Genomic DNA, 26,597 nt, shown 5'->3' with positions numbered 1-26,597 from the left:
CGATGCATCACTTCGATTATCGCGGCGGCGCGCTCTACGCCGAAGACGTCGCCGTTTCCGCCATCGCGGAGCAGGTGGGCGCGCCCTTCTACTGCTATTCGGCGGCGACCATCCGGCGCCATTATCAGGTCTTCTCGCAAGCCTTCTCAGGGCTCGACGCGATGGTCTGCTACGCCATGAAGGCCAATTCCAACCAGGCCGTGCTGCGCCTGTTGGCCAAAGAGGGCGCGGGAATGGACGTGGTCTCGGGCGGCGAACTCGCCCGCGCCCGCGCCGCTGGTGTTCCGGGATCGAAAATCACCTATTCCGGCGTCGGCAAGACGGAGGCGGAGATCGCCGCCGCGCTGGAGGCCGGAATCTTCTGCTTCAACGTGGAGTCGGAGCCCGAGCTCGAAGCGATTTCGCGCGTCGCCGCCGCTAAAGGCGCGCGCGCGCCGGTGGCGCTGCGCGTCAATCCGGACGTCGACGCGCGCACCCATAAGAAGATCTCCACTGGCAAGGCCGAGAACAAATTCGGCGTGCCGCTCTCACGCGCCCGCGAGGTTTACGCCCGCGCCGCGAAACTGCCGGCCGTCGAGATCGCCGGCGCCGACATGCATATCGGCTCGCAGCTCACGGACCTCGAACCTTTCGACGAGGCGTTCTCCCTGCTCGCCGAACTGGTGCGGGATCTTCGCGCCGACGGCCATCATGTCTCACACGTCGACCTCGGCGGCGGCCTCGGCATCCCCTATCACGACGGGGACGATCCGCAGTCCTATCATCCCGAACGCTACGCCGACATCGTGCGGCGCCATTTCGACGGGCTCGGCTGCAAGCTGGTGATGGAGCCGGGGCGCCTCATCGTCGGCAACGCCGGCGTGCTGATCACCCGCGTCATTTACGTGAAGCAGGGCGAAGCCAGGACCTTCGTCATCGTCGACGCGGGCATGAACGACCTCGTGCGCCCCACGCTCTACGACGCCCATCACGACATCGTCCCGGTGCGCGAGCCGACGGATCGGGCGCAGATCACGGCGGACGTCGTCGGGCCGGTGTGCGAGACCGGCGATTATCTCGCGCTCGACCGGAAAATGCCGGAGACGAAACCCGGCGAACTTCTCGCCGTGCTGACGGCGGGGGCCTATGGCGCCGTGCAGGCGGGAACCTACAACACCCGCCCGCTGATCCCGGAAGTGCTGGTCGACGGCGCGCGCTTCGCCGTGATCCGCCCGCGTCCGAGCGTCGCCGATCTCATCGCCATGGACCGCGTGCCCGATTGGATCTAGGTCACAGCCGCAGCGGCCCGTTCTTCGCGCGATACTCCCGATACCAGTCGACCAGCGCGCGCACGCCCTGATCGAGCGGCGTTTGCGGTCGGTAGCCCGTGAGCTTTTCGAGGAGATCGGCCGACGCGAAGGTGCGCGGCACGTCGCCCTTCTGCATGTCGAGATAATTGCGCGCCGCCTTCTTGCCGAGCGCCTTTTCGATCGTCTCGATGAAGTCGAGGAGCTGGACCGGCGCGCCGCGTCCGATATTGACGACGCGGAACGGCGCGACCGGCGAGACCGACTCGTCGCCGGAGTCGCGCTCCGGGACGCAGTCCATCAGGCGCACGATTCCCTCGACGAGATCGTCGACATAGGTGAAGTCGCGCGACATGTTTCCGTGGTTGTAGATGTCGATCGGCCGGCCGCTTTCGATGGCGTCGACGAACTTCAGCGGCGCCATGTCCGGACGCCCCCATGGGCCGTAGACGGTGAAGAAGCGGAACATGGTCGTCGGGATGGACCACAGATGCGCGTAGGAATGCGCCATCGCCTCGCTCGCCTTCTTCGTCGCGGCGTAAAGCGTCAGCGGATGGTCCGCGCAGTCGCTCTCGTAAAAGGGCACGCTCGGATTCGCGCCATAGACGGAACTCGTCGACGCGATGAGCAGATGACGCGGCCTGAGCGTGCGCGCGATCTCCATCACATTGAAGGTTCCGACGAGATTGGAGTCGACATAGGCGCGCGGATTCTGGAGGCTGTAGCGAACGCCCGCCTGCGCCGCGAGATGGACGATGACGTCCGGCGCGCATCGCTCCGCGGCCTCGGTGAGCGCGGACATGTCCTCGAGCATGGCGATCGTGTCGCGATAGCCGTCGGATCCCGAGAGGATCTGTCGCCGCGTCTCTTTCAGCCGCGGATCGTAATAGGGCGTCATGCCATCGAAGCCGTCGACCGTATGGCCGAGGGCGAGCAGGCGCCGGGAAAGATGAAAGCCGATGAATCCCGCCGCGCCGGTCACGAAAATACGCATGTAACGCCCTAGGTTTCATGAAAGCAGCCGGGCCGTCATGAGAGAAAGCGGGCGGACTGTCAACGCGGGCGCGCCAAGGCCAAGCTCGTGCGGGGCTCGCTTTCTCTCGCCGCGACGCTATCTTTCGGCGTCGCGAACATGAGGGAAAAAAGGATGAGCGCCGACGCCGCTCCGGCCAAACGCAGCGATGGAATCGTCCATCCGTTGTTCGTGCGGCTCGCCCACTGGATCAACGCCTTCGCGACGATCGTCATGATCCTGAGCGGCTGGCGCATCTACAACGCCTCGCCGTTTTTCGGTTTCGAGTTTCCGGCGGGCTTCACGCTCGGCGGCTGGCTCGCCGGCGCGCTCGCCTGGCACTTCGCCGCCATGTGGCTGCTTGTGGCTAATCTGTGCGCCTACCTCCTTTGCGGCGCGCTGACGGGCCATTTCCGGCGCCGTCTGGCGCCGCTATGGCCTTCCGAGACGTTGCGCGACTTGCGGGACGTTCTTGCCGGGCGCGCGGCGCGCCGGCCCGGCCGTTACAACGGCGCCCAGCGCGCGGCCTATGTCTTTGCGATCCTCTCGACCATCGTCGCAATCCTCTCCGGCTTCGCGATCTGGAAGCCGGTGCAGCTTCAGCAACTCACCGCGCTGATGGGCGGGTTCGAGACGGCGCGGCGCGTGCATTTCCTCGCCATGGCCGCGCTCGTTCTGTTTCTCGTCGCGCATGTCTCTCTGGCGTTGCGCGCAGAGGATGCGCTGCGCGCCATGGCGACGGGCCGGTCGGAGGATCGAACATGATCCGACGCAAGATTTCGCTGACGAATTTCCGCCCGCAGCTCAAGCGCGTCGAGCGGCGCCTTTTTCTCAAGCAAGGTCTTTCGCTCGGCGCGCTGACGATGCTGTCTGGCTGCACGCTCAAGGACGACGACGCCGTCGATCGCCTGCTCTTCGCCATGTCGCGGTTCAACGATCGCGTGCAGGCGGCGCTGTTCGATCCGAACAGGCTCGCGCCGCTCTACACGGAGGCCGACGTTACGGAGCCCTTCCCCTTCAACGCCTATTACGAGGAAAAGCTCGCCCCCGTCATTGAGGCTGAGAACTATCGCCTCGCGCTGTCGGGCCTCGTCGCGGACAAGCGGCCCTGGACGCTGCGCAAATTGCGGGAGCTGCCGCAGGCGTCTCAGATCACGCGGCAGGTGTGCGTCGAAGGCTGGAGCGCGATCGGCAAATGGGGCGGCGTTCCCTTCCGCCTGTTTCTGGAACGGATCGGGGCCGATCTTTCGGCGCGCTTCGTCGGCTTTCGCTGCGCGGACAATTACTGGACGAGCATCGACATGCCGAGCGCCCTCCATCCCCAGACCTTGCTCGCGCTGGATTTCCCCGGCCGCGCGGGCGACACGAAATATGGTTTTCCCGTGAAGGTCCGCATGCCGACGAAGCTCGGATTCAAGAACCCGAAATTCGTCGCGGAGATCTTCGTGACGAACGACAACCCCGGCGGCTATTGGGAAGACAAGGGCTACAACTGGTTCAGCGGGTCGTGATTTACCTTTGAGGCGGGTCGCGGCGGATCGCCGCAATCGCGACCTTGGCCGCCGCAAAATCAACTTCCCGCCGCCCGCCGCGCGGCCAAACATCTCCACGGTTGGCGGGCCTGATGGTTTAGGGGCGGGCCGGTTTCGATTCGGCGCGGGGGCGTTCGACTCGAGGGGATTGCATGATCAATAATCGACCCTGCGTAAACGGCATCCTCGCCGCGGTTCTTTCCGCCAGCATCATCCCGATCCATGGCGCGCTCGCGAAGGAGAAATCCGTCGCCGCGCACAAGGCCGTCGCCAAGAAGGCGAACGAACCGCCGGCGGCCGGGAAACCCGACGCCTCTGCAACGCCGAAGGACGCCGCTAGAGACGACGCCGCGCCGCCCGACGCAGGCGCGAACGCCCCGGCGTCCGTGAATCAATAATCGACGGCGACGAGATAGAGACCGTGCGGCGGCGCGACCTGTCCGCAGCGCGCGCGGTCTCTTGACGCGAGGGCGGCCGCGAGATCGTCGGCGCTCCATTTGCCGGACCCGACATGCTCCAGCGAACCGGCCATGGAGCGCACCTGATTGTGCAAAAACGAGCGGGCGCAAGTCACGATCTCGATACGGTCGCCCTCGCGGCGAACGTCTAGCCGCTCCAGCGTTCGCACCGGCGAATTGGCCTGGCACTCCGAGGCGCGGAAGGTCGTGAAATCATGCCGCCCGACGAGCCGCTGCGCCGCCGCATGCATGGCCTGCGCGTCGAGCGGGCGCTTGACGTGCCAGGCGCGCCCGAGCGTGACCGTGAGCGGCGCGCGGCGATTGTCGATGAGGTAGCGATAATGGCGGCGGATCGCCGAGAAGCGCGCTTCGAATGTTTCGTCGACGGCGCGCGCGGCGATGACCGCGATCGGATCGGGCTTGAGATGCGCGTTGAGCGCGTCGCGCAGCCGGTCCGGCCGCCACTCGCGCAGGAGATCGACATGGGCGACCTGCCCCAGCGCATGGACGCCCGCGTCGGTGCGCCCGGCGCCGTGGATGACGGCGCGCGCGCCATTTATGGCGAGGACCGCTTCCTCCAGCCGCTGCTGGACGGAGACGCCATTCGCCTGCCGCTGCCAGCCGACGAAAGGCCCGCCGTCATATTCGATAGTGAGCGCGTAGCGGGCCATCAGGTCAGGACGGCGCCCTTCGCCATCTTGCGCCCGCGCAAAAATTCCTCGATCCCCATCTCGCCCTTGCCGGCGCGCTGGACCCGCAGCAGACGCAGCGCGCCCTCGCCGCAGGCGACGAGGCCCGCGTCGTCGAGAACCGTTCCCGGCGCGCCCTTGCCCTCTTCCAGCCGCGTTTTCAGCGCCTTCACGCGCTCGACGCCATGGCCGAGGTCGGCCTCGAAAAAAGCGCCGGGGAAGGGCGCGAGGCCGCGGACGTGGTCGTGAAGCGCCTGCGCCGGCCGGCGCCAGTCGATCCGCCCCTCGGCCTTGTCGATCTTCTGCGCGTAGCAGGCGCCGTCCTCGCATTGGGGCGTGAAGCGCAGCTCTCCCTTTGCGAGAAGATCGAGCGCCTCCGCCATCAGCGGCGCGCCGAGCGCGGCGAGGCGGTCGTGCAGCTCCCCGGCAGTCATGTCCGGCCCGATGGGCGTCCGCGCGCTCAAAGCGACCGGCCCGGTGTCGAGCCCGGCGTCCATTTTCATCACCTCGACGCCGCTCTCCCGATCGCCCGCCATGATGGCGCGCTGGATCGGCGCCGCGCCGCGCCAGCGGGGCAGCAGCGAACCGTGGAGATTGAGGCAGCCGTAGGTCGGCGCGTCGAGAATTGGCTGCGGCAGCAGCAGACCGTAGGCCGCGACTACCGCGACATCCGGGCCGAGCGCGCGGAACGCCTCCTGCTCCTCGGGCGAGCGCAGGCTTTTCGGCGTGCGAACAGGCAGGCCCCGGCTCTCGGCGAATTGGTGAACGCTGGATTTCTTTTCCGCCATGCCGCGCCCGGCGGGACGCGGCGGCTGGGTGTAGACGGCCGCGACCTCATGGCCGCGGGCGCAAATCTCTTTCAGCAGCGCCGTCGCAAACTCCGGCGTGCCCATGAAAATCAGACGCAACCGTCAGGCCCCGGCTTCTTCGGACTGGCGGGCGGCCTCGGCGCGGCGCTGCGACGCGATCTCCTCGAACCGGGCGGCCTTCGTGAATTTCTTCACCACCCGCTCGCGCTTCAGGCGCGAGAGATTGTCAATGAAGAGCCCGCCTTCGAGATGCTCCAGTTCGTGCTGCACCACGGTGGCGAGCAGGCCGGCCGCGTCGAACTCCCGCGTCTCGCCCGTGCGGTCGAGATGACGGACGCGCACCATCGCAGGCCGCTTCACCTCGTCGAAATAATCAGGCACCGAGAGGCAGCCCTCATTGTAGGAGGAAAGCTCCTCGGACGCCCAGACGATCTCGGGATTGATGAGAAAGAGCGGCTTGCGCTCCTCTTCCGTCTTGCCGATGTCAACGACGACGATGCGCTTTGCGACGGCGACCTGAATGGCCGCGAGGCCGATGCCGGGCGCGTCGTACATCGTCTCGAGCATGTCGTCGAGCAGACGCTGGATATCGCCGTCGATCCGTTCCACGGGCGTGGAAACCTGCCGCAGCCGCGGATCGGGAAGGGTGATGATCGGCAGAAGAGCCATCGCTGTTTCTTCTTCGGTTTCGTCGCCGTGGGCGAGCGAGGATGACGTCTGCAAAGAGATAGGCGCGGCCGGGCTTTCCGTCAAATGGACCCGCCTTTGCCTGAAGCACGAGGACGGCTAACATACGCGCCGGTTCGGGCGCGTTTCGGGTGGGCCGCCGAGGAAGGGGATTGCGCTATGGCGTTTCTGGCATTTCTGGGCCTCGTGGCCCTCGTCGCGATGTGGCTCGTCGGCGTCTACAACGGTCTCGTCAACCTTCGCCAGCGCTCCCGGCAGGCGTTCTCGGACATCTCGGTGCAGCTCAAGCAGCGCCACGATCTCGTGCCCAATCTGGTCGAGACTGTGAAGGGCTACGCGACGCACGAGAAGACGACGCTCGAGGACGTGATCAAGGCGCGCAACGCCGCCGTCGCCGCCGCAGGCCCCAATGCGCAGGGCGCGGCCGAGGGGGCGCTCACCGGCGCGCTCTCGCGCCTCATCGCGCTCTCGGAAGCCTATCCGGATCTCAAGGCGAACCAGAACTTCCAGCAGCTTCAGACCGAACTCTCGGACGTCGAGAACAAGATTTCGGCGGCCCGCCGCTTTCTCAACAACGCCGTCGCGGAATACAACGCCGCGCGCGAAGGGTTTCCCGGCTTCCTCCTCGCCGAGCGCTTCGGCTTCCAGCCGCTCGATTATTTCGAGCTCGGCGAGACGGAGCAAAAGGCGGTCGAAACGGCGCCGAAGGTTCAGTTTTAATCGATCGACCAGCCCCGTCATTGCGCGGCGCGCAAGCGGCGCGGCAATCGAGGGGCGGCGTCGGCTTCGCCGGAACGCTTCGCCTCGCGCGCGATGACCGGAGAGATCCGGCGCACCTCTCGCAGGATCGCTCATGTTCAAAGCCTATGGCCTTTACACCCACATCCGCGCCAACCGGCTGCGCTCGGCCTTCCTGCTCGCAGGCTTCGTGGCGCTGCTCCTGGCGCTGATGTTCTCTTTTGCGCTGCTGATCGAGGCCTTCGAGGCGCCGCCGGGCGCGCCCTTCGACAAAATCCTCGCCCGCGCGCTCGCGGATCTCGCTCGCGGCTGGCCGGCCGGCGTCGGCGCGGCGGGCGCCTGGTTCGCCGTCGCCTATCTTTTCCATCAGCGGATGATCGACTTCGCCACCGGCGCCCACGCCGTCTCCCGCGCCGAATCGCCGCGGCTCTACAACCTCCTCGAAAATCTCTGCATCTCTCGCGGCGTCCCGATCCCGGCCTTGCAGATCATCGACAGCGACGCGCTCAACGCCTACGCCTCCGGGCTGAAGGAGGGGCAATACAAGATCGCCGTGACGCGCGGCCTGCTGGTGGAGCTGACGGACCCCGAGATAGAGGCGGTGCTCGCCCATGAGCTGACCCATATCCGCAACCGCGACGTGCAGCTCATGGTGATCGCGGTGATCTTCGCGGGGATTTTCGCCTTCGCGGCGGATTTGACCATCCGCCGCTGGAATTTCCCCTTCGGCTTCTCGCCGCATCGTCCCTCGACCCGCGAGGACCAGCGCCGCGAGGGAGGCGCCGGCCTCGCGATCTTGATCGCGCTGCTCATCATCGCCCTGAGCTGGGGAGCCTCCGTGCTGATCCGCTTCGCGCTCTCCCGCTCGCGGGAATATCTCGCGGACGCCGGATCGGTGGAATTGACCAAGAACCCGGACGCCATGATCTCGGCGCTGCGCAAGATCGAGGCGCATTCGGTCATTCCCGGCATGCCCTCCCGCATGCACGCCTTTTTCATCGAGAGCCCGGCCCAGGTTCAGGAATCCGGCTGGTTTTCGACCCATCCCAGCGTCGACGAGCGGGTGAAGGCCCTGATCGCCTTTGGGGGCGGACGGGACATCGGCCCGATCGAATCTGCCCCGCCGATCGCGGACGAGGCCGCAGCTGAGTCGATCGAGCCGCCCGGAGGAGCCGAAGCCTCATTCCTGCCGCAGGACGGTCGCCATCCTCTCGACCCGCCAAGACCGGGCCCATGGGGGTGAACCCCCCGCGCCTCCTCCCAGCATCGGAACGACCATTGAAAAAGGAAAACGGTCTCCTGACCCGCCGCGCGACGCTCGGGGGGCTCGCCGCTCTGCCCTTCATCGACGCCTCGCCGGTCCGCGCCGAGGACGATTCCGCTTTCGCGCTGCGCGGCGAAACGGGCGAGCCGCTACGCAATTTCCGCATCCCCGCCGAACTCGATCCGGCGTCCCTTCCCGGCGTGATCTGGGAGGGAAGGCGCGACGGGGACGTCATCCTCTACGAATTCTTCGACTATAATTGCGCCTTCTGCCGAAAGGCGGCCCGCGAAATCGCGGCAATTGCGGCAAGCGACCGTAATTTGCGTCTGGGCCTCGTCAACGACGCCATCCTTTCCATCGGCTCGGTGCAGGCCGCGAAGGTTCAGCAATCCGTGCTGCGGCTTTACGGCCCAGCGAAGGCCTATGACTTCCACCTGAAAATGTACGCCGCGCGCGGCGGCGCGAACGGGCGGACCGCGCTCGCCGTCGTTCGCGCCATGGGCCTCGACGCCGCCAAGGCCGAGGAGTCGGCCGACAGCGAAACGGTCGGCGACGTCATCCTCCGCCAAACGCGGCTCGCGGAGGCGCTGGGGCTCGCCATGACGCCGTCCTTCATCATCGCCGGCGTGGCGATCCTCGGCTGGCCCGGCGCGAAATCCCTGCGCGACATCATCGCCAATGCGCGCAGATGCGATCAGCCGGTTTGCGGCAAAATGGACTGAGGCGGCGCGACGGTCCGGTCAGGCCGGCCGCGCGGCCGCGAGCTTCCGCTCGAGAAAGGCGATCGCCTTCCGGCGCGATTCCCGCGCCTCCGGGATGAAACCCATCCATTGCCAGGCGTGGGGAACGTCCGGCCACAGTTCCAGCTCGGCCTCCACGCCGGCCGCCCGCGCATTGTCGACGAGCCGCGTCGCGTCGTCGCGCAGCGCCTCCTGCTCGCCGGCGTGGACGACGAGCGGCGGCAGGCCGGAAAGATCGGCGTAGACGGGCGAGGCGAGCGGGTCGCGCGCGCCCGCGCGCCCCAGAACCGCGCGGGCGCCCGACAGAATCGTGCGCCGGGCGAACAGGGCGTCGCTCTCCTCATTGGCGCGCGCCGAGGGGCCGGCGACGGCGAGGTCGGTCCAGGGGGAAAAGAGCGCCGCGGCTTTAGGGAGCGGCAGGCCCTCTTCCTGCGCGCGCAGCATCAGCGACACCGCGAGGCCGCCGCCGGCGGAGTCGCCTGCGAGCACGACCGGTCCCGGCCGCGCGGCGAGGAGCGCCCGATAGGCGGCGAGCGCGTCGTCGAGCGCGGCCGGAAAAGGATGCTCGGGCGCGAGCCGGTAACGCGGCGTGAAGACGTCGAACCCCGCGCGGGCGAAGGACCGCGAGATGAAGCGAAAGAGGGGCGGCGAGCCGACGAGAAAGGCGCCGCCGTAAAGATAGACAAGCGTCGCGCCGACCGGCGTCCCCATCGCCGGGATCCAGTCGCCCGGAAGCTCGGGCGCGAAAGGCGCCCGCCGTTCGGGCGCGCGCCGCTCCACGAAGGCCTGAAGGCGCAGGATCCGCGGAATCATCGCGAGGAGCCGCGGCTTGACGAAACGGCGGAGGAGCGCGCTCGTCCATCGCGCCGCGAGACTTCCCCGCCGCGCGCTCATTTCGCGGCCGGCGCCGCGGCGTCCGCAGGCTTGTGCGGCGCGGGCGCGTTCGAGAGGAAATCGAGCGAGGGATCGGCGAGCCCTTGCGCTTTCGCCTTGTCGCGCCACTCCTTCGCCTTGGCCAGGTCGACCTCGACGCCGAGCCCCTCGGCGTAAAGATGCGCGAGCCGGTTCTGCGCCACGGCGTTGCCCTTGAGCGCCGCCTTGCGCAGCAAATCGACCGCCGCCGCCCGGTCGCGTTCGACGCCCAGGCCGTTGAACTGCATGATGGCGTATTCCACCATCGCGGGCGCGAGGCCCGCGTCAGCGGCGCGCTTGAACCAATCGGCCGCCAGTTTTTCGTCCTTCGCGACGCCCTTGCCGGTCCTGTAGAGAACGCCCAGCGCATAGTCCGCGTCGGCGCTGCCCGCTTTCGACGCGCGCTCGAAATAACCGAGGGCCTTCCCGAAGTCCGGATCGCGGCCCTCGTTCTCCAGCGCGATTTCGCCCAGAAGATGCAGCGCGGCGGGATGCTCCCTCGCGGCCGCCTTTTCCAAATAGGCGCGGGCGCGAGCGCGGTCCTTGGGCGTATCGATGCCTTCCAGCGTCGCGACGCCGTAGAGATAGGCGGCCTCCGCGTCGCCCGCGTCCGCGCCGCGACGGAACCAGTCCATCGCCTGCTTCATGTCGCGTTTGACGCCCGAGCCCTCCAGATACATGCGGCCGATGAGCGTGTAGGCGGCGGCGTCTTGCGGATTGGCCTCGATGCGCTTCTTCGCCTCCGTCATGGCCGCGCGATAGTCGCCGCGCTGATAAGCGCCGAAGGCGAGATCGCGCGCGGGCGCCTCGGCCGACGCGGCGAGAGCGGGCGCCAAGAGGGAGACGAGCGCGAGGAGCGCGAGGAGACGGCGGATCATGTCCTCGCTTCCTCCAGCTCTTTCAGGGCCTGCGCGACCGCCGCCTCGGGGCCGCGCGGGTCGGACCAGACCGCGTCGTCGAGCAGCACGAAATCCACGCCCGCCCGCGCGAGCGGCGCGACGTCCGCTAGGCGCGAGGCGCGCGCGACGCAGGGCGTGTTGAAGAGTTCCGCCCACCAGGCCACGCGCTCCGTGAGCGCTTCGAGATCCCCGCCCTCGAAGAGCACGTAATCGGCGCCGGCCTCGCCCGCGCGCATGGCGTCGTCGCGCAGCTCCAGCCCACCGGCGCCGACGATATATTTCGGCGACAGCTTCTGAACGGCCTCGGTCAGCTCGGCGCCCGCGCCCTCGATATGCGCGCCATCCGCCCGCGCGCGCAGCGCCAAGGACGGCGCCCCGTCCACGAGAACCGCGACGCCCTTCTCCTGCGCCGCGGGCGCGAGCGCGCGGACGGTTTCCTCGTTCCTGCGCGGGTCGTCTCCCGCGAGACGGATGAGGAGCGAGGCGACGTCGCCCGCCGACAGAGCGCGCGTCAAAGCCGGCAGGAAATCGCGCGCCCCGGCGAGCGGCGGGGTCGCGAGATAGAGCTGCGGGGCGTCCTTGCTCATTTCGAACCTTTCAGACAATCGAGCCAGCTTTGCGCGGCGCGGCGCACGTTTTCTGGCGCCGCGCCGCCATAGCTCGTGCGGCTCTCGACCGATTTCTCGACGCCGAGCACGTCGAACACGTCCGCGCAGATGCGCGGCTCGACGCTCTGGAGATCGGCGAGGGCGAGGTCTTCGAGCCCGACCCCCTTGCCTTCGGCCAGCGCCACCACGCGGCCGGTGACGTGATGCGCCTCCCGGAACGGCATCCCCAGCCTGCGCACCAGCCAGTCGGCGAGATCGGTCGCGGTCGAGAATCCGGCGCCCGCGGCCGCCTTCATGCGGTCGCGGTTCACCGTCATGTCGCGGACCATGCCGGCCATGGCGGCGATGCAGAGGGAGAGCGAGTCGAGCGCGTCGAAGGCGCCTTCCTTGTCCTCCTGCATGTCCTTGGAATAGGCGAGCGGCAGGCCCTTCATGACGATGAGCAGCGCCTGAAGCGCGCCGATGATGCGGCCGGATTTTCCGCGCACCAGCTCCGCCGCGTCCGGGTTGCGCTTCTGCGGCATGATCGAGGAGCCGGTGGTGAATTTGTCCGAGAGCGAAATGAACGCAAACTGCGGCGTCGTCCACAGAACGATCTCTTCCGCGAAGCGCGACAGATGCGTGGCGCAGATCGCGGCCGCCGCGAGCGTCTCCAGCACGAAGTCGCGGTCGGAGACGCTGTCGAGCGAATTGGCGGTCGGCCGGTCGAACCCGAGCGCGGCGGCGGTCATCCGGCGGTCGATGGGGAAGGAGGTGCCCGCGAGCGCGGCGGCGCCGAGCGGACATTCGTTGAGCCGCGCGCGGGCGTCGCGGAAGCGGCCTCGGTCGCGGCCGATCATCTCGACGTAGGCCAGCAGATGGTGGCCGAAGGTGACCGGCTGCGCGGATTGAAGGTGGGTGAAGCCGGGCATGACGCTGCCCGCCTCCGCCATCGCCCGCTCGGCCAGCGCGAGTTGCAAATCCGCGAGTTGCGCGTCGAGCGCGTCGATCTCGTCGCGGACATAGAGACGGAAATCGGTCGCCACCTGATCGTTGCGCGAACGCGCCGTGTGCAGGCGCCCGGCCGCGGGGCCGATCAGTTCGGCGAGGCGCGACTCGGCGTTCATGTGAATGTCTTCGAGCGCGCGGGAGAATTTGAATTCGCCGCGTTCGATCTCGCCCGCGATCCGCGTCAGCCCTTCCGTGATCTTCGCCGCGTCTTCCGGCGCGACGATCCCCTGCTTGGCCAGCATGGCGACATGGGCGAGCGAGCCGCGGATGTCTTGCGGCCCGAGGCGCTTGTCGAAATCGATGGAGACGTTGATCGCTTCCAGAACGGCGTCGGTTGCGCTCTGAAAGCGCCCGCCCCATATCTTGCTCGTCATTTTATCCCCGGAGCCTGCGCCTGATGAAAGAGCCCGCCTTCCCGCGTCGCCTCGCGACCATTATCCTTGCAGCGGCGGGCGCCGGGTTTCTATACGCGGGCGGTCCGGGCGGCAAGGAAGCGCGCGCCGAAGACTGCGCGGCCGGCGCGAAGATCGCAGAAGCCGTTAAGGATCTCGCCCATGGCGAGGTCGCGGCGATGACTATTTCCAAGAAGCCGGAGAAGCTTCCCGACTTCGCTTTCAACGACCCCGAGGGCAAGTCCGTCTCGCTCGCGGCCTTCAAGGGCAAGACGCTGCTCCTCAACGTCTGGGCGACTTGGTGCGTGCCCTGCCGCGCGGAAATGCCCGAGTTGGACAAGCTTCAGGCGGAGCTCGGCTCCGAAAAATTCCAGGTCGTCACAGTGAACATCGACACTTCACGCCTCGAGCGGCCGAAGAAATTCTTCGAGGAGACGGGCGTCAAGGCGCTGACGCTCTATGCGGATCCCAAGGCCAACATTTTCTTCGAGTTGAAACAGGCCGGCAAGGCGCTGGGCCTGCCGGTGACGATGCTGGTGGACCCCGAGGGCTGCCAGATCGGCCTGATGAACGGCCCGGCGGCATGGCATTCGGCGGACGCGAAGGCGCTGGCGTCGAAGGCGGTCGAGGCGGCCTCAAAATAGCCGGAGCGCGCCCTATCTCTCGTCTCGCCGCCTTGGCCGTAGACGGGGAAGAGGGAGGTCGTTTCCATGCATGTCACCATTGAACAGGCCGAAAAGGCCATCGTTGCGGCGCGCGAGAAGGCGCTCGAACTCAAGACGCAGATGTGCATCGCCGTCGTCGACTCGGGCGGCGTGCTGAAGGCCTTCTACCGCATGGACGACGCCTGGGTCGGCAGCATCGACATTTCGATGAAGAAGGCGAAGACGGCCGTCTTCTTCGGGATGCCGACGGGCCAGATCGGCAAGCTCTCGCAGCCCGGCGGGCCGCTTTACGGCATCGAACACTCCAATGACGGCCTCATCACTTTCCCCGGCGGCCTGCCGATCGTCGACAAGAATGGGGTGATGATCGGCGCCGTCGGGGTGAGCGGTTCGTCCGTTGAGAACGACCACGCGGTGGCGCAGGCCGGGGTTGCGACGCTCGGCGTCTGCGATCTCCCCGAACACCCCTGGCGGACGTGAGAACATCTGAAAGAGCGGCGGCGAGCCGGAGCGCCGCCGCCTGTTCGGGAGCTTAGTCTTCCCGTTTGTGTTTCTTCTTCTTTTTCGGGCGTTCCGGGGCCGGCGCGGGCGCGGCGGCCGCGGGCGGCTGCGTTGCGGGCGCCTCGGCGGCGGGGGCCGGCGGCGCTTCGCTCTTCGTCTCGGGAGGAGCGGGGGCCGGGGCTTCGGCGGGGGGCGGCGCGGCGGATTCGGATGGGCCAGAGGCGGTTCTGGTCGTGAACAACCACGTCAAACCTGCAATGACGATCACCGCCGCCGCGACTCCAAGCCCGATCGCGCCGTGACTTCCGGCGGGCGGGGTCGCCGGAGTCGCCGCGGGCGCGGCCGCAGGCGCTCCGGCCGGCGCCGAGGCGGGCGTTTCGGCCGGAGTCGGCCCCGCGGGCAGTTCGCCGCGATACTGACTCCAGACCCAGGCGGCGGGCGCCGGGCCGCTTTCGGGCGTTTCGGTATTCGACATGTCTCCCAACCTCCGAGGAAGAGCGCGCTCGCGTTTCGAGTCGCAGGCGCGCATGTTGCATCGCCGCGCGCCCGCTCACAAGCGCCCGAGATCGCAGCGACAATTTCGCCAGATCGTGACAACTCACAGGAAAAGCGGCGCCCGCCAAGGCGACGGAAAAGGAAAACGCGCTATATAGGAGGATAGCGCTTCCACCCGACCCTCAGCGAGACGAGGCATATGACCATCAAAGCTGGCGACAGAATTCCGGATGTTACCGTCACCGTCATGGGCAAGAACGGCCCCGAACCGATCAAAACCTCGGACTATTTCAAGGGCCGCAAGATCGCGCTCTTCTCGGTGCCCGGCGCCTTCACGCCGACATGCCACGCCAAGCACCTGCCGGGCTTTCTCGCGCATTATGACGCGATCAAGTCCAAGGGCGTCGACGCCGTGGCGGTGACCGCCGTCAACGACGTCTTCACCCTCGACGCCTGGCTCAAGGAGCGCGGCGCGGCCGGCAAGATCGACGGCCTCGCGGACGGCTCAGCCGTTCTGGCGAAGGCCATGGGCCTCGATCTCGATCTCACGGACTTCGGCCTCGGCGTGCGCGGCAAGCGCTATTCGGCGGTCGTCAGGGACGGCGTCGTCGAATGGATCAACGTCGAGGAGAATTCGAGCGTTGCGACGGTCTCCAGCGCAGAATCGACGCTCGAAAAACTCTGAGCGCCATAGACGCCCGAAAAGGCCGGTCCGCGAGGGCCGGTCTTTTTGCGGCGCAGCAGTTCTCTTGCCGAACGCTATTTGCGCGCCGCTCCCGGCGCGCCCTCGAGCGTCGCGAGCCGCTCCTTCGCGAGACTGACGACGCGTTTCTTCTCGCCCTCGGAGAGCTGCGTCCAGCTCGCGATCTCGTTGCGCGTGCGGCCGCAGCCGACGCAGACGTTCTTTTCATTGAGCGTGCAGATCTTGTTGCAGGGGCTGGGGATCATCGGGCCTCGCGTATTGCGCCGCGCAAATGGCCGAGGCGGCGGCCCCTGTCAACTTATTCCGTAAACCGCGATTCGAGACGCCGGTGGCGCGCCGGCCCGGGCGAGATTATGGGTCGGTTTCCCGAAAAGCCTCCCGAACCGTCGCTTGGCCGCTTCTCTCGCCTCCTTCCTTTCCGCAGCGCCGGCCTTATTGCGCGCTCGTCGCGCCCTCGCCGGGCCGGCGGCCGCGCTCGGCCTCAGAGCCTCGGGCGCGCTGCTCAACATCGCCGTCTTCACTCTCGCGGCCCGCGCCATGGCGCCGGAGGAATTCGGGCGACTCGCCATGTGGTTCAGCGCCCTGTCGATTCTCGCCGTCGCGGCGGCGCTCGGCCAGGACACGCTCATCTCGCGCTCCTGGGGCGAATATCGTGGACAAGGCGACGACGCGCGGGCATGCGCCGCCTACGCCCATGGCTGGCGACTGGCGTTGCTCGGCGCCGCGGCGGGCGCGCTCGCGGTCGTCCTGTTCGGCGGGCGGATCTTGGGGATGCCGGCGGAGACGGCCCGCGCCGGGGCGGCCTTCCTGTTCATGCAGGGGGCGCTCGCCTATTCATCCAGTTCGAGCCGCGTCGTCGCGGGCTTCCTCGTCTCGGAGAGCCATCGCGAGGCGACATGGCGGCTCGCGCTGCTCGCCGGAACAGCGGCGGCCGCCACAGCCGCGGGGCTAACGGCGGCGGGCTTCTTCTGGATCGCGGCGGCCGGGATGGGAGCCGCCGCGCTTTTCCAATCCGCGACGGCCCGCCGGGCATTGCCGCGCGCGGGGGCGGCGCGCCTCGATGCGCGCACGCGCGCTGAATGGCGAAACCGCGCAGGCGCGATGTGGCTTTCGGCCGTGATCGAAGCGGCGAGTCAGCACGCTGACGTCATGCTGATCGGCGCCCTCGCCTCGCCCGTGGCCGCGGGCGAGTATTTCGTCGCGGCGCGTATCGCGGGCGTGTTTCTCATGCTGGTCAGCGGGCTCGGCGCCTATGCGGCCGCCCATGGCGCTAACCTCTATTTCTCGGGTCGCATCCGGGAGCTTCAGAACATGTTCCGCGCCATCGCGGCGGTCGCCCTGGCGCTCGCGGCGCCGGCGCTCGCGGCCGTCGTCCTGTTCGGGCGCGTCATACTCTCGGCCTTCGGCGCGCGCTTCGCCGAGGCCTATCCAACGCTCGTCCTTCTGTCCGTGGCGACCTTCACGGTCGCCATGTGCGGCCTCGCGCCGGGCGTGCTGCTGCTCACAGGACTCGAAAAGCTCTACTCCCGCATCGCCGCGGCCGCCACGGCGGGACGGATCGCGCTTTCCGCGGGCCTCTCGGTGATCCTCGGCTCCATGGGCGCCGCGCTCGGATGGGCGCTCGTCGCCGCGCCGGCCGCGGTCTTCCTCGTCGTCCTGTGCCGCCGCAAACGCGGCGTGGACCCTTCCGCCTTCTGTCTTTTGTCGGACCCCACGCGCGCCGGCGATTAACGTAAACGACTGATTAAAATATTGCTCTCCCAGGGAACAGACTATTGTCCAGCTTGTCGGGACGCGTCGAGGCGCGGCGCGTCGAAGAGGGGGATGTCGAATGGCGGCGCTGGGCGGCCTGGGTGAAAACCTGACCTGTCGGCTGATCGAGGAAAGCGACCTCGACGGGGTCGCCTCCTGCCTGTGCCGGGGCTTCCCGGTGCGCTCCAGGGCCTACTGGGAGCGCGGGCTCGCCCGCCTCGCCGCGCGTCCGGCGATCGAGGGCTATCCGAAATTCGGCTATGCGCTGGCGCGGTCCGGCGACATTGTCGGGGTGATGCTCATGATCTTCTCCCGCCACGGGGAGGGCGCGGGATCGGAACTGCGCTGCAATCTCTCGAGCTGGTGCGTCGATCCCGCCTACCGCAGCTATGCGCCGCGACTCGCCTTCGCCGCCTTCCGTCACAAGGGCGTCACCTTCACCAATGTCTCGCCGACCGAGGAGACCTGGGGGGTCGCCGCCGGCTACGGTTTCCGGCGCTATTGCGAAGGGCAGATCGTTTTCTTTCCCGCCTTCAGCCGCGTCGCGCCCGGGGACCGCGCCCTCGACTTCGACCCGGGCCTGCCGGAGGCCGCCGCGCTCCGCCCGGCCGAACGCCGGATTCTGGAAGAACATGCGGCGCTCGATTGCGTCTCGCTGATCTGCGTCAGCGGCGGCGCGGCCTATCCCCTCGTCCTTCAGAAGAAAATCATGATGGGCGTCGTGCGCGCCCGGCAGATCGTCTATTGCCGCGACGTCGCCGATCTGCCCAAAATCGCCGGCGCCCTGGGACGCCGGATGCTGCGCCTCGGCGACGCGCTCTGCGTCGCGGACGCCAACGGCCCCATCGCGGGGCTCGCCGGGCGCTTCTTTCCCGATCGCGGCCCGAAATATTTCCGCGGCCCGAACGCCCCCCGGCCGGGAGACCTCTCCTATTCGGAATATGTTTTCTTCGGCGCCTGAGCTGTCGCAAGATATGGGCGCCTGATGAGAGGCCGCCCGTGACGCTTTCACTCTCCGACTTCCTCGCCTCGGTCGACGCCGGCGGCGATCCCCCCGCAACGGCTCCGCTGCGCGCCCTCTGGCTCGACGCGCGGGGAGATTGGGACGCCGCGCACAAATGCGTCGACGCGCTGTCGGACCGCGACGGCATGTGGGTCCACGCCTATCTCCACCGCAAGGAAGGCGACCAGTGGAACGCGGGCTACTGGTATCGCCGCGCCGGGCGGCCGCCGCATAGGGGCGCGTTGGCGGACGAGTGGCGCGAGATCGCGGCCGCGCTCCTCGAAAAGGGCCTTTCGTGAGCGGCGGCGCGCGCGCCGGAGCGCATGAATTGCTGCGCAGCATTTTTGGCTACCCGGACTTCCTGCCCGGCCAGGCGGAGCCGATCGAGGCCGTGCTCGCGGGCCGCGACGCCCTCGCCGTCATGCCGACCGGCTCCGGCAAGTCGCTCCTGTATCAGCTCCCCGCCGCGGCGGGGCCGGGCCTCGTCGTCGTCGCCTCGCCGCTCATCGCCCTGATGCGCGACCAGTTGCGGGCGCTCGACGACAAGGGCCTGCCCGCCGTCGCGCTCCACTCCGCGCAGGACGACGACGAAGCGCGCGCGGCTTTCGAGGCCGTCTCCACTGGGCGGGCGCGGCTGCTCTACGCCGCGCCGGAGCGGCTCGCGCAGGAGGGGATGCAGAATTTGCTGCGCAAAAACCGCGTCACGCTGTTCGCGGTGGACGAAGCGCATTGCGTCTCGCATTGGGGCCATGAATTCCGCCCCGACTACCGGGGCCTCGGCGACATCGCGCGCGGGCTCGGCGCGCCGGTGCTCGCCGTCACCGCGACGGCCGGGCCGCGCACGCGCGACGACATCCGCCGCAGCCTTTTCTCGCGGGAGCCGGAAGTCTTCGTCCGCTCTTTCGCGCGGCCAAACCTCTCGCTCGCCTTCGCCCGCAAGCGGCCGGGCCTGCGGCAGATCATGAATTTCATCGGGAGGGACAAGGAAAGCGGGATTGTCTACTGCAATTCGCGCCGCATGACGGATGCGCTCGCCGCGGGCCTCGCCCGCATGGGGTTCGACGCCCTGCCCTATCACGCCGGCCTCGACGCCCATACGCGCGCCGCCCATCAGGACGCCTTTTTCGCCCGGCCGGGCGTCGTCATGGTGGCGACCATCGCCTTCGGCATGGGGGTGGACAAGCCGGACGTGCGCTTCGTCGCGCACGCCGATCTGCCGACGTCCATCGAGGGCTATTATCAGGAGATCGGCCGCGCGGGGCGCGACGGGGCGCCGGCGCGGGCGCTCGCCCTGTTCGATCCGCGCGAGCTGGCGCTGCGCTGGCGCACGCCGGCGAGCGCGGCGGACAATGAAGCGGCGGCGGGAGATTACGCGCGCCGCAAGGCCATGGCCCGGCTCTGCGCGACGCCCGCCTGCCGTTTCCAGACCCTGCTCGCGGAATTCGGCGAGGAGAGCGCGCCCTGCGGCAAATGCGACCATTGCCGCGGCGGCCCGCTCGCCTGGCCGCGCCGCGCCGGGGCGCTGGCGCTCGGCTGGCGCGTTGCGGCGCAAAGCCGGCTGGCGCAATTTTCCGCCGGCGAGGAAGAAGCGGAGCCGCCGCCCGGCCCCTCCCCCGGCGTCGAGGCGCCCTTCGAAACGCCGGACGCCTCCACCGCGTCCCTCACCGTCATGGAGGCGCGGCTTCTGCGCGCGCTGGAGGCGGAGCGCCGGATGATCGCGAAACGCCGCCGCCTCGCGCCGCGCCGCGTGGCGAGCGACGAGACGCTGCGCAACCTTGCGCGCGCCCGGCCGCAGCGTCCGGACGACCCGCTCTTCGCGGGCGTCGTCGAGCCTGCGGCCTTTTTCCGGGCGATGGCGGCGGAGGGGGAGGCCGGCGGGGCCGCAGAGGACAATTAGCCGCATGCGCCACACCTTGACCTGAGCGATTGGCCAAATTCCGATCAGATCGGTTTTGTCGTTTTTTCGAGGGGGACATATGTTGTTTTCATTCGCATCGACGCGCCTGACGGCGGGCGCGTTCGCGGTCTTGCTGGCTTTTCCCGCCCTGGCTCAAAGCGTCACCCGCACGCAACTCGTCACCGCGAGCCCGACCCGCGTCGGGCAGGCGGTCTTGATGACGGCGGAAGTCGACGCGCTCGGCGGCGGCGCGGCGACCGGCAGCGTGACCTTCGCCGACAATGCGACGTCATTGGGCGCGGCGCCGTTGAAAGCCCTCGGCGCGGGCCAGGCGACGCTGGCGGCGGGCTATGAGCATACGTGCGCCGTCACCAATGCCGGCGGCGTCAAATGTTGGGAGCGCAATAATTACGGCCAGATCGGCGACGGCGCGACGACCGACCGCCTCCTCCCCGCGACCACGACGGGCTTCCTCGGCCTGTTGCGCGCGCGGGCGCGGCTCTTCACGACGGCGCTTCCGGCCGGCTGGCGCCTTTTGCGCGCGAGCTACCCCGGCGCTGCGACCCATGCGGCGTCTTCGGCCGACATCCCGCATTGGGTCCAGTAAGGGGGAGGCCGCGCCTCTCGGCCGCCAGATGAGATGGGGCGCGTCCCTCGCCTTTCGGGGCGTGGGCGCGCCCCTTTCGAGTCGACGGCCCCGCCGGAGTTCCATGCTGCGGCGCAACGGTCTATGAACGGCTTCCCCGGAGGAAGCCCCCATGCATGACGACGCGCCGCATCATCCCGCCGAATTCCGGCAGGTCATGGTCGGGCTCGGCCTCGCCATGCTGCTCTCGGCGCTCGACCAGACCATCGTCGTCACCGCCATGCCGACGATCGGCGCCGATCTCGGCGAACCGGAAAACCTGCCCTGGATCGTCACCGCCTATCTCGTCGCCGCGACCGTGGTGACGCCGCTTTACGGCAAATTCGCCGATATTTACGGACGGCGAATCGTTTTGCTCGTCGGCGTGTCGACCTTCGTCCTCGGTTCGCTCGCCTGCGCGCTCGCGCCGAGCATCGCGGCGCTTGCCGCCGCCCGTTTCCTGCAGGGGCTGGGCGGGGGCGGGCTCATCGCCCTGGCCCAGACCATCGTCGCCGATCTGGTGAGCCCGCGCGAGCGCGGGCGGTATCAAACCTATTTCGCGGCCGTTTTCGCCACATCGAGCGTCGCGGGCCCGGCGCTCGGCGGATTTTTTGCGCAATATCTGCACTGGTCGCTGATCTTCTGGATCAACCTGCCGCTCGGCCTCGCCGCGCTTCTCATCGCCAATGCGCGCCTCAAGCGCCTGCCGGAGCGGCGCCATCCGCACAGCGTCGATTATCCGGGCGCCGCCTTTCTGGTCATGGCCTCCGGCTCCATGACGCTGGCGCTCGGCTGGGGCGGATCGCGCTACCCTTGGGCCTCGGCCCCGGTCCTCGCGCTTTTCGCCGCCTCCGGCCTCTTCTGGAGCGCCTTCGCCTGGCGCACGCGCGTCGCGCCGGAGCCGCTGATCCCTTTGCGGATTCTCGGTCTGCGCATCGTGCGCGACGCCATCGCCTCGAGCTCCTTCGGGCTCGGCGCCTTCGTCGGCCTCTCGGTCGTCATGCCGGTCTATTTCGAGGCGGCGGCCGGGCTGTCCCCTCATGACTCGGGCCTCGCGCTCATTCCGCTGATGGTCTCGACGGTCGCGGGCGCGACTTTTTCCGGGCGGATGATGGCGGTCGTCGGCCGCTATAAGATCATTCCCTTGCTCGGCCTCGGCGCAGGCTCGATCGCGGCCGGCGTCGCCGCCTGGAAAGCGGAGGGCGCTTCCCTCCTCGCCCTCAATGCGCTGCTCACCGTCGTGACGCTCGGCGTCGGAACCATGCTGCCGGTCGCGACGGTCTCGGTGCAGAACGCGGTCGATCCGCGCGATCTCGGCACGGGGACGGCCGCGACGCAATTCTTCCGGCAGCTCGGCGCCGCGATCATCGTGGCGCTCTTCGGCGCTCTGGCGCTCGGCGGCGGCCGCGCGGATTACATTGCGGCGGCGACGCTTTCCCCCGGGGAAGTCGCGCGCCTCGTCCAGAGCTTCAGGCTGGTCTTCGCCGCGCTCGCCGTCTGCATGACGCTCTCCTTCGCCTTCATGGCGCGCATGGAGGAGAAGCCGCTGCGAGGCGAACGGCGGCGCTGACCTATGTAATGTGCGTGCGGCCGCTTGTGCCGATGGCACGGAATTTTCTAGAAAGGCGGCGCCCGCCTTTCCGTCTCCAAAGGGTTTCCTGACCCGTTCGAGGACCACGCCCCATGACTTCCGTCGACAGTTTCAAGTCCCGCCAAAAGCTCGTCGTGGGGGACAAGACCTATGACTATTTCTCGCTGAAGGCGGCGGAGGCGAACGGCCTCGCGGGCGTCTCGCGCCTGCCCTATTCGCTCAAGGTCGTGCTCGAAAACCTGCTGCGCAACGAGGACGGCCGCTGGGTGACGAAGGACACGATCCTCGCCTTCGCCAAATGGCTGACCGAAAAGGGCAAGACCGAGCGCGAAATCGCCTTCTCCCCGGCCCGCGTGCTGATGCAGGACTTCACCGGCGTGCCGGCTGTCGTCGATCTCGCGGCGATGCGCGACGCTTTTGTCGCGCTTGGCGGCGATCCGCAGAAGATCAATCCGCTCGTGCCCGTCGACCTCGTCATCGACCATTCGGTCATCGTCGACGAATTCGGCACGCCGCGCGCTTTCGCGCAAAACGTCGAACTCGAATATCAGAGGAATGGGGAACGCTATCGCTTCCTGAAATGGGGCCAGTCGGCCTTCGACAATTTCCGCGTCGTGCCGCCCGGCACGGGCATCTGTCATCAGGTCAATCTCGAATATCTGGCCCAGACGGTCTGGACCCGCGCCGAGGACGGGGCCGAAATCGCCTATCCGGATACGCTCGTCGGCACCGACTCCCACACCACGATGGTCAACGGGCTCGCCGTGCTCGGCTGGGGCGTCGGCGGCATCGAGGCGGAGGCCGCCATGCTGGGCCAGCCGCTCTCCATGCTCGCGCCGGAGGTGATCGGCTTCAAGCTGACGGGCGCGCCGAAAGAGGGCGTCACCGCCACCGACGTGGTGCTCACCGTGACGCAAATGCTGCGCAAAAAGGGCGTCGTCGGCAAATTCGTCGAGTTCTATGGCGAGGGCCTCAATCACCTCTCGCTTGCCGACCGCGCGACAATCGCCAATATGGCGCCGGAATATGGCGCGACTTGCGGCTTCTTCCCCATCGACGCCGAGACGCTCGCTTATCTCAACACTTCCGGCCGCGGCGCCGAGCGCATCGCGCTGATTGAGGCCTATGCGCAGGCGCAGGGCATGTTGCGCACCGCCGCCTCGCCCGATCCCGAATTCACCGACACGCTCGCGCTCGACCTCGCCGCCGTCACGCCCTCGCTCGCCGGGCCGAAGCGCCCCGAGGGCCGCGTGCCGCTGGAGGACATGGGCAAGACCTTCGAGGCCGCGCTCGCCGGCGAATACAAGAAGGAAGGCGGGCTTGGGCCGCGTCACCTGGTGGAGGGGACGAATTTCGACCTCGGCCATGGCGACGTCGTGATCGCCGCCATCACCTCCTGCACCAACACCTCCAATCCCAGCGTGCTGATCGCGGCGGGCCTGCTCGCCCGCAACGCGGTCGCGAAAGGCCTCAAGGTCAAACCCTGGGTGAAGACCTCTCTCGCCCCGGGAAGCCAGGTCGTCGGTCAATATCTCGAAAAATCGGGCCTTCAGACATCGCTCGACGAACTGGGCTTCAATCTCGTCGGCTTCGGCTGCACGACCTGCATTGGCAATTCCGGCCCGCTGCCCGCGCCGGTGTCGAAGGCGATCAACGCGCATGACCTCGTCGCGGCCTCGGTGCTCTCCGGCAACCGCAACTTCGAGGGCCGCGTCAATCCGGACGTGCAGGCGAATTATCTCGCCTCGCCGCCGCTCGTCGTCGCCTTCGCGCTCGCCGGCACGGTGGCGATCGACCTGACGAAGGAGCCGCTCGGAACCGGCTCGGACGGCAAGCCCGTCTTTCTGCGCGACGTCTGGCCGACAAACGCGGAGATCGACCGTTTCATTCGCGAGAACGTCACCCGCGACCTCTTCCGCGAGACCTACGCCAATGTTTTCTCGGGCGACGAACATTGGCGCGCCGTGGCGGCGCCGGCGGGCGAGACCTATGGCTGGGACGACAAATCCACCTACGTGCGCAACCCGCCCTATTTCGTCGGCCTGACGAAAGAGCCGAAGCCGGTGACCGACATCGTCGGCGCGCGCATCCTCGCGCTTTTCGGCGACAAGATCACCACCGACCATATTTCGCCGGCCGGCTCCATCAAGGCGGCGTCGCCCGCCGGCAAATGGCTGTTGGACAATGGCGTCGCGCAGAAGGACTTCAATCAATACGGCACGCGCCGCGGCAATCATGAGGTCATGATGCGCGGCACTTTCGCCAATATTCGCATCAAGAACTACATGATGAAGAACGCGGAAGGGATCGTTCCCGAAGGCGGGCTCACGAAATACTATCCGGGCGGGGAAACGCTCTCCATCTATGACGCGGCGATGCGCTATCAGAAGGAGGGCGCGCCGCTCGTCGTCTTCGCAGGCGCCGAATATGGCAACGGGTCGTCGCGCGACTGGGCGGCGAAAGGCACGGCGCTGCTCGGCGTGCGCGCAGTGATCGCGCAGAGCTTCGAACGCATTCACCGCTCCAATCTCGTCGGCATGGGCGTCCTGCCCCTGACCTTCGAAGCCGGGACCGGCTGGACGACGCTTGGACTGACGGGCGAAGAGAGGGTGTCCATTCGCGGACTGGAGGCGGGCCTTTCGCCGCGTCAAACGCTGGTCGCCGAGATCACATCGCCTGACGGCAAAGTGGTCTCGACTCCGCTACTCTTGCGCATCGATACGCTCGACGAATTGGAATACTTCAAAAATGGAGGCATTCTTCCTTACGTCCTGCGACAACTTGCCTCGTAAAAGAGCTGTCAAAAACTTCGACCCTCGTTGACGGGCAGAGCTTCCTGCGACATGTTCGTGACGCTCCAGCGTGGGAACTCCCGCGCCGCATGATCGAATGCGGCGCGAGGCGCGGCGCAAGAAGCAACAAAAAACCGGAAGATAGAGGAACCCCAAGATGAAGAAGTTCTCCATTGCCACGGCCGTCGCTATCTTTGCCGCGATGACCGTCCCGGCCTTCGCGAGCTGCGACACCCACGCCGAAGACGAGCAGGCCGTCTGCGCCTCGAAGTGCGAAGACGCTTATCTGAAGGACCAGCAGGGCTGGACCGCCGACATGGCGAAGATCAAGGAAGCCAAGAAGGCCTGCGACGAGAAGTGCGGCTGCCCGCAGAACTCGAAGGGCCTCTGAGGCCGGCTCGCGGTTTTCGCACCGATAGAGGGCGCGCGTCAGGCGCGCCCTTTTTCATTGTCGCGGGCGTCAACCTTTCCGCTCCGGCAATCATTCGCGGTCAATATCAAACCTGAAGCGTGAACGCGACGTTTGGCCCGGCGCCGATGTGCGGCGCAAAAAAAATCGGCCGGCAATCGGGCCGCCGTCCGGCGCCGTCTCTCGAACCGCGATTGACACACGGCAATTCATCCGCCATCGTCCAACGCGCTTGCCGCGATCTTTGGGGCCGGTACTGTTTACGGCGGGATGGGTTCAAACGCAATCAGCAAGCCAATCAAGCTTAGAAGAAGCAGAGGAAACCACAGAATGAAGAAATTCGCCTTTGTCACGGCGCTCGCCCTCGTCGCCGGCATGACCCCCGCTTTCGCCGACTGCGACACGCGCAAGGCCGACGAAGACAAGCAGGCTGCGGCGGCGTCGAAGTGCTACGACGAATATCTCGCCCGTAAGATGAACTACGGCGCGAACAAGGACGAGCTGCGCGCCAGCTTCCATGCCTGCAACGAGAAGGCGGGCTGCCCGCAGAACGACAAGCTGCTCGACTAAGAGCGGAGAGGCGCGCTTTCCGTCGAGGAAAGGCGTTTTGAAACACAGGGGCGCGCATGAATTGCGCGCCCATAATTTTTTTACTGCCGATAGACGTTGCCGTCCGGGCCCTTCCAGCCGTTGGGATCCTCGTAGAAGCGATATTCTTCGTCGAAGACGACCGTCTCGCCGGGCGCCACATATTGCCTGCCCTTCGGATCGGCCGAGCGCGGCGACGTCACGTAATGCTTGCTCGGCGAACAGCCGTCCTTGAACTTGCCGGCGTCGTCCGGCTTGCAGTCGAGATTGGCGCCCTCGGGAAACTGCACTTTGGCGTTGAAGAAAATCTCGTAACCCTTTTCCCCGGTCGCATGCATCTCAAGCGGTTCGGACATGGTCTGCTTGAATTCGAGGATCTTGCCGGGCTTGTCGAAACGCTGCGGGAGGAGATTCTCGAAGATCTGCCGGGCGTGGGCCTCGGTGGGATCGCCGCAGCCGAGCCAGCAAATCGCCGCGGCCGGGCTGGCGGCGAACGGCGCCGCGGCGAGAGCCGCAGCAATGATTTTCAGGTAAGCGCCTCGCATTGCGTTTCCTCTTTT

General features: G+C 67.5%; 30 protein-coding genes. 19 read left to right on the top strand and 11 right to left on the bottom strand.

Annotation, left to right across the window (positions count from 1 at the left end; translation table 11 throughout):
* Window positions 1–2: 2 nt before the first annotated feature.
* Window positions 3–1,268: a diaminopimelate decarboxylase gene (gene lysA / locus ACV959_RS01520; protein WP_475738174.1), complete on the top strand. Its 1,266-nt coding sequence runs from the start codon at window positions 3–5 to the stop codon at window positions 1,266–1,268.
* A gap of 1 nt (window position 1,269) precedes the next feature.
* Here lysA and ACV959_RS01515 read toward each other — a convergent pair whose 3' ends face one another.
* The gene (locus tag ACV959_RS01515) at window positions 1,270–2,280 is read right to left on the bottom strand and encodes an NAD-dependent epimerase/dehydratase family protein (RefSeq protein ID WP_475738173.1); all 1,011 of its coding nucleotides are present in this window, start codon (window positions 2,278–2,280) and stop codon (window positions 1,270–1,272) included.
* Window positions 2,281–2,433: 153 nt separating this feature from the next.
* Here ACV959_RS01515 and ACV959_RS01510 point away from each other — a divergent pair, with 153 nt between their 5' ends.
* The 3 genes from ACV959_RS01510 (at window position 2,434) to ACV959_RS01500 (ending at window position 4,228) form a co-directional block, all read left to right on the top strand.
* Window positions 2,434–3,063 (top strand): cytochrome b/b6 domain-containing protein, encoded by a 630-nt coding sequence (locus tag ACV959_RS01510; RefSeq protein ID WP_475738172.1) that lies wholly within the window; start codon window positions 2,434–2,436, stop codon window positions 3,061–3,063.
* Window positions 3,060–3,809, top strand: coding sequence for a molybdopterin-dependent oxidoreductase (locus ACV959_RS01505; RefSeq protein ID WP_475738171.1), 750 nt, complete (start codon window positions 3,060–3,062; stop codon window positions 3,807–3,809). Before ACV959_RS01510 ends, ACV959_RS01505 begins: the two co-directional genes overlap by 4 nt.
* Window positions 3,810–3,982: 173 nt before the next feature.
* Window positions 3,983–4,228: a hypothetical protein gene (locus ACV959_RS01500; RefSeq protein ID WP_475738170.1), complete on the top strand. Its 246-nt coding sequence runs from the start codon at window positions 3,983–3,985 to the stop codon at window positions 4,226–4,228.
* On the opposite strand, the gene truA is transcribed toward ACV959_RS01500, so the two are convergent.
* The 3 genes from truA to def are packed head-to-tail and all read right to left on the bottom strand — an operon-like array spanning window position 4,222 to window position 6,455.
* Complete coding sequence (gene truA / locus ACV959_RS01495; RefSeq protein WP_475738169.1) at window positions 4,222–4,959, bottom strand: tRNA pseudouridine(38-40) synthase TruA; 738 nt, start codon at window positions 4,957–4,959, stop codon at window positions 4,222–4,224. The genes ACV959_RS01500 and truA overlap by 7 nt on opposite strands.
* Window positions 4,959–5,870, bottom strand: a complete 912-nt coding sequence (gene fmt, locus ACV959_RS01490; protein ID WP_475739728.1) for a methionyl-tRNA formyltransferase — start codon at window positions 5,868–5,870, stop codon at window positions 4,959–4,961. The genes truA and fmt overlap by 1 nt, the downstream gene beginning before the upstream one ends.
* Before the next feature lie 18 nt (window positions 5,871–5,888).
* Entirely contained in the window at window positions 5,889–6,455 is a 567-nt protein-coding gene (gene def, locus ACV959_RS01485) for a peptide deformylase (RefSeq protein WP_475738168.1), read from the bottom strand.
* Window positions 6,456–6,632: 177 nt separating this feature from the next.
* Here def and ACV959_RS01480 point away from each other — a divergent pair, with 177 nt between their 5' ends.
* From ACV959_RS01480 to ACV959_RS01470, 3 genes are all read left to right on the top strand, one after another.
* Window positions 6,633–7,193 (top strand): LemA family protein, encoded by a 561-nt coding sequence (locus ACV959_RS01480; protein ID WP_475738167.1) that lies wholly within the window; start codon window positions 6,633–6,635, stop codon window positions 7,191–7,193.
* Between the two features lie 133 nt (window positions 7,194–7,326).
* On the top strand, window positions 7,327–8,454 hold the full coding sequence (locus tag ACV959_RS01475) for a M48 family metallopeptidase (RefSeq protein WP_475738166.1): 1,128 nt from the start codon (window positions 7,327–7,329) through the stop codon (window positions 8,452–8,454).
* A gap of 35 nt (window positions 8,455–8,489) precedes the next feature.
* On the top strand, window positions 8,490–9,197 hold the full coding sequence (locus tag ACV959_RS01470; RefSeq protein ID WP_475738165.1) for a DsbA family protein: 708 nt from the start codon (window positions 8,490–8,492) through the stop codon (window positions 9,195–9,197).
* 18 nt (window positions 9,198–9,215) lie between these two features.
* Here the strand turns inward: ACV959_RS01470 and ACV959_RS01465 are convergent, their stop codons facing one another.
* The 4 genes from ACV959_RS01465 to argH form a co-directional block, all read right to left on the bottom strand.
* Complete coding sequence (locus tag ACV959_RS01465; RefSeq protein WP_475738164.1) at window positions 9,216–10,028, bottom strand: alpha/beta hydrolase; 813 nt, start codon at window positions 10,026–10,028, stop codon at window positions 9,216–9,218.
* Window positions 10,029–10,105: 77 nt separating this feature from the next.
* Window positions 10,106–11,005 (bottom strand): tetratricopeptide repeat protein, encoded by a 900-nt coding sequence (locus ACV959_RS01460; protein WP_475738163.1) that lies wholly within the window; start codon window positions 11,003–11,005, stop codon window positions 10,106–10,108.
* Window positions 11,002–11,613 (bottom strand): thiamine phosphate synthase, encoded by a 612-nt coding sequence (locus ACV959_RS01455; protein ID WP_475738162.1) that lies wholly within the window; start codon window positions 11,611–11,613, stop codon window positions 11,002–11,004. Before ACV959_RS01455 ends, ACV959_RS01460 begins: the two co-directional genes overlap by 4 nt.
* Window positions 11,610–12,998, bottom strand: a complete 1,389-nt coding sequence (argH, locus tag ACV959_RS01450) for an argininosuccinate lyase (RefSeq protein ID WP_475738161.1) — start codon at window positions 12,996–12,998, stop codon at window positions 11,610–11,612. The genes ACV959_RS01455 and argH overlap by 4 nt, the downstream gene beginning before the upstream one ends.
* A gap of 23 nt (window positions 12,999–13,021) precedes the next feature.
* On the opposite strand from argH, the gene tlpA reads away from it, so the two are divergent.
* On the top strand, window positions 13,022–13,660 hold the full coding sequence (gene tlpA, locus ACV959_RS01445) for a thiol:disulfide interchange protein TlpA (protein ID WP_475738160.1): 639 nt from the start codon (window positions 13,022–13,024) through the stop codon (window positions 13,658–13,660).
* 66 nt (window positions 13,661–13,726) lie between these two features.
* Window positions 13,727–14,161, top strand: coding sequence for a GlcG/HbpS family heme-binding protein (locus ACV959_RS01440; RefSeq protein ID WP_475738159.1), 435 nt, complete (start codon window positions 13,727–13,729; stop codon window positions 14,159–14,161).
* A 52-nt stretch (window positions 14,162–14,213) separates the two neighbouring features.
* On the opposite strand, the gene ACV959_RS01435 is transcribed toward ACV959_RS01440, so the two are convergent.
* On the bottom strand, window positions 14,214–14,657 hold the full coding sequence (locus ACV959_RS01435) for a hypothetical protein (RefSeq protein ID WP_475738158.1): 444 nt from the start codon (window positions 14,655–14,657) through the stop codon (window positions 14,214–14,216).
* A gap of 219 nt (window positions 14,658–14,876) precedes the next feature.
* Between ACV959_RS01435 and ACV959_RS01430 the strand changes: the two genes are divergently transcribed.
* On the top strand, window positions 14,877–15,362 hold the full coding sequence (locus tag ACV959_RS01430) for a redoxin family protein (protein ID WP_475738157.1): 486 nt from the start codon (window positions 14,877–14,879) through the stop codon (window positions 15,360–15,362).
* A gap of 74 nt (window positions 15,363–15,436) precedes the next feature.
* Here ACV959_RS01430 and ACV959_RS01425 read toward each other — a convergent pair whose 3' ends face one another.
* On the bottom strand, window positions 15,437–15,625 hold the full coding sequence (locus tag ACV959_RS01425; protein WP_475738156.1) for a DUF1289 domain-containing protein: 189 nt from the start codon (window positions 15,623–15,625) through the stop codon (window positions 15,437–15,439).
* Window positions 15,626–15,770: 145 nt separating this feature from the next.
* On the opposite strand from ACV959_RS01425, the gene ACV959_RS01420 reads away from it, so the two are divergent.
* From ACV959_RS01420 to ACV959_RS01380, 9 genes are all read left to right on the top strand, one after another.
* Window positions 15,771–17,111, top strand: coding sequence for a lipopolysaccharide biosynthesis protein (locus ACV959_RS01420; RefSeq protein ID WP_475738155.1), 1,341 nt, complete (start codon window positions 15,771–15,773; stop codon window positions 17,109–17,111).
* Between the two features lie 100 nt (window positions 17,112–17,211).
* Entirely contained in the window at window positions 17,212–18,093 is an 882-nt protein-coding gene (locus ACV959_RS01415) for a hypothetical protein (RefSeq protein ID WP_475738154.1), read from the top strand.
* Between the two features lie 38 nt (window positions 18,094–18,131).
* Window positions 18,132–18,434, top strand: coding sequence for a hypothetical protein (locus ACV959_RS01410; protein WP_475738153.1), 303 nt, complete (start codon window positions 18,132–18,134; stop codon window positions 18,432–18,434).
* Window positions 18,431–20,032: a RecQ family ATP-dependent DNA helicase gene (locus tag ACV959_RS01405; RefSeq protein WP_475738152.1), complete on the top strand. Its 1,602-nt coding sequence runs from the start codon at window positions 18,431–18,433 to the stop codon at window positions 20,030–20,032. The genes ACV959_RS01410 and ACV959_RS01405 overlap by 4 nt, the downstream gene beginning before the upstream one ends.
* Before the next feature lie 79 nt (window positions 20,033–20,111).
* The gene (locus tag ACV959_RS01400; protein ID WP_475738151.1) at window positions 20,112–20,639 is read left to right on the top strand and encodes an Ig-like domain-containing protein; all 528 of its coding nucleotides are present in this window, start codon (window positions 20,112–20,114) and stop codon (window positions 20,637–20,639) included.
* Between the two features lie 151 nt (window positions 20,640–20,790).
* Window positions 20,791–22,227 carry an MFS transporter gene (locus ACV959_RS01395; RefSeq protein ID WP_475738150.1) on the top strand — a complete coding sequence of 479 codons (1,437 nt, stop codon included), beginning with the start codon at window positions 20,791–20,793 and terminating at the stop codon, window positions 22,225–22,227.
* A gap of 113 nt (window positions 22,228–22,340) precedes the next feature.
* Window positions 22,341–25,040 carry an aconitate hydratase AcnA gene (acnA, locus tag ACV959_RS01390; RefSeq protein ID WP_475738149.1) on the top strand — a complete coding sequence of 900 codons (2,700 nt, stop codon included), beginning with the start codon at window positions 22,341–22,343 and terminating at the stop codon, window positions 25,038–25,040.
* A 157-nt stretch (window positions 25,041–25,197) separates the two neighbouring features.
* Window positions 25,198–25,431: a hypothetical protein gene (locus ACV959_RS01385; RefSeq protein WP_475738148.1), complete on the top strand. Its 234-nt coding sequence runs from the start codon at window positions 25,198–25,200 to the stop codon at window positions 25,429–25,431.
* A 348-nt stretch (window positions 25,432–25,779) separates the two neighbouring features.
* Entirely contained in the window at window positions 25,780–26,019 is a 240-nt protein-coding gene (locus ACV959_RS01380; protein ID WP_475738147.1) for a hypothetical protein, read from the top strand.
* Window positions 26,020–26,099: 80 nt separating this feature from the next.
* Here ACV959_RS01380 and ACV959_RS01375 read toward each other — a convergent pair whose 3' ends face one another.
* Entirely contained in the window at window positions 26,100–26,582 is a 483-nt protein-coding gene (locus tag ACV959_RS01375) for a hypothetical protein (protein ID WP_475738146.1), read from the bottom strand.
* Between the last annotated feature and the right edge of the window lie 15 nt (window positions 26,583–26,597).

It is taken from the genome of Methylocystis sp. Se48 (assembly GCF_056269425.1).
The sequence above is the reverse complement of the archived record's forward strand: the minus strand, read 5'-3'. Positions and strand labels throughout refer to the sequence as shown.

Bases quoted from the DNA above. Each gene is read 5' to 3' on its own strand.
- lysA (WP_475738174.1), top strand. From the start codon at position 3: ATGCATCACTTCGATTATCGCGGCGGCGCGCTCTACGCCGAAGACGTC.
- ACV959_RS01515 (WP_475738173.1), bottom strand. From the start codon at position 2,280: ATGCGTATTTTCGTGACCGGCGCGGCGGGATTCATCGGCTTTCATCTT.
- ACV959_RS01510 (WP_475738172.1), top strand. From the start codon at position 2,434: ATGAGCGCCGACGCCGCTCCGGCCAAACGCAGCGATGGAATCGTCCAT.
- ACV959_RS01505 (WP_475738171.1), top strand. From the start codon at position 3,060: ATGATCCGACGCAAGATTTCGCTGACGAATTTCCGCCCGCAGCTCAAG.
- ACV959_RS01500 (WP_475738170.1), top strand. From the start codon at position 3,983: ATGATCAATAATCGACCCTGCGTAAACGGCATCCTCGCCGCGGTTCTT.
- truA (WP_475738169.1), bottom strand. From the start codon at position 4,959: ATGGCCCGCTACGCGCTCACTATCGAATATGACGGCGGGCCTTTCGTC.
- fmt (WP_475739728.1), bottom strand. From the start codon at position 5,870: ATGGGCACGCCGGAGTTTGCGACGGCGCTGCTGAAAGAGATTTGCGCC.
- def (WP_475738168.1), bottom strand. From the start codon at position 6,455: ATGGCTCTTCTGCCGATCATCACCCTTCCCGATCCGCGGCTGCGGCAG.
- ACV959_RS01480 (WP_475738167.1), top strand. From the start codon at position 6,633: ATGGCGTTTCTGGCATTTCTGGGCCTCGTGGCCCTCGTCGCGATGTGG.
- ACV959_RS01475 (WP_475738166.1), top strand. From the start codon at position 7,327: ATGTTCAAAGCCTATGGCCTTTACACCCACATCCGCGCCAACCGGCTG.
- ACV959_RS01465 (WP_475738164.1), bottom strand. From the start codon at position 10,028: ATGATTCCGCGGATCCTGCGCCTTCAGGCCTTCGTGGAGCGGCGCGCG.
- ACV959_RS01460 (WP_475738163.1), bottom strand. From the start codon at position 11,005: ATGATCCGCCGTCTCCTCGCGCTCCTCGCGCTCGTCTCCCTCTTGGCG.
- ACV959_RS01455 (WP_475738162.1), bottom strand. From the start codon at position 11,613: ATGAGCAAGGACGCCCCGCAGCTCTATCTCGCGACCCCGCCGCTCGCC.
- argH (WP_475738161.1), bottom strand. From the start codon at position 12,998: ATGACGAGCAAGATATGGGGCGGGCGCTTTCAGAGCGCAACCGACGCC.
- tlpA (WP_475738160.1), top strand. From the start codon at position 13,022: ATGAAAGAGCCCGCCTTCCCGCGTCGCCTCGCGACCATTATCCTTGCA.
- ACV959_RS01440 (WP_475738159.1), top strand. From the start codon at position 13,727: ATGCATGTCACCATTGAACAGGCCGAAAAGGCCATCGTTGCGGCGCGC.
- ACV959_RS01435 (WP_475738158.1), bottom strand. From the start codon at position 14,657: ATGTCGAATACCGAAACGCCCGAAAGCGGCCCGGCGCCCGCCGCCTGG.
- ACV959_RS01430 (WP_475738157.1), top strand. From the start codon at position 14,877: ATGACCATCAAAGCTGGCGACAGAATTCCGGATGTTACCGTCACCGTC.
- ACV959_RS01425 (WP_475738156.1), bottom strand. From the start codon at position 15,625: ATGATCCCCAGCCCCTGCAACAAGATCTGCACGCTCAATGAAAAGAAC.
- ACV959_RS01415 (WP_475738154.1), top strand. From the start codon at position 17,212: ATGGCGGCGCTGGGCGGCCTGGGTGAAAACCTGACCTGTCGGCTGATC.
- ACV959_RS01400 (WP_475738151.1), top strand. From the start codon at position 20,112: ATGTTGTTTTCATTCGCATCGACGCGCCTGACGGCGGGCGCGTTCGCG.
- ACV959_RS01395 (WP_475738150.1), top strand. From the start codon at position 20,791: ATGCATGACGACGCGCCGCATCATCCCGCCGAATTCCGGCAGGTCATG.
- acnA (WP_475738149.1), top strand. From the start codon at position 22,341: ATGACTTCCGTCGACAGTTTCAAGTCCCGCCAAAAGCTCGTCGTGGGG.
- ACV959_RS01385 (WP_475738148.1), top strand. From the start codon at position 25,198: ATGAAGAAGTTCTCCATTGCCACGGCCGTCGCTATCTTTGCCGCGATG.
- ACV959_RS01380 (WP_475738147.1), top strand. From the start codon at position 25,780: ATGAAGAAATTCGCCTTTGTCACGGCGCTCGCCCTCGTCGCCGGCATG.
- ACV959_RS01375 (WP_475738146.1), bottom strand. From the start codon at position 26,582: ATGCGAGGCGCTTACCTGAAAATCATTGCTGCGGCTCTCGCCGCGGCG.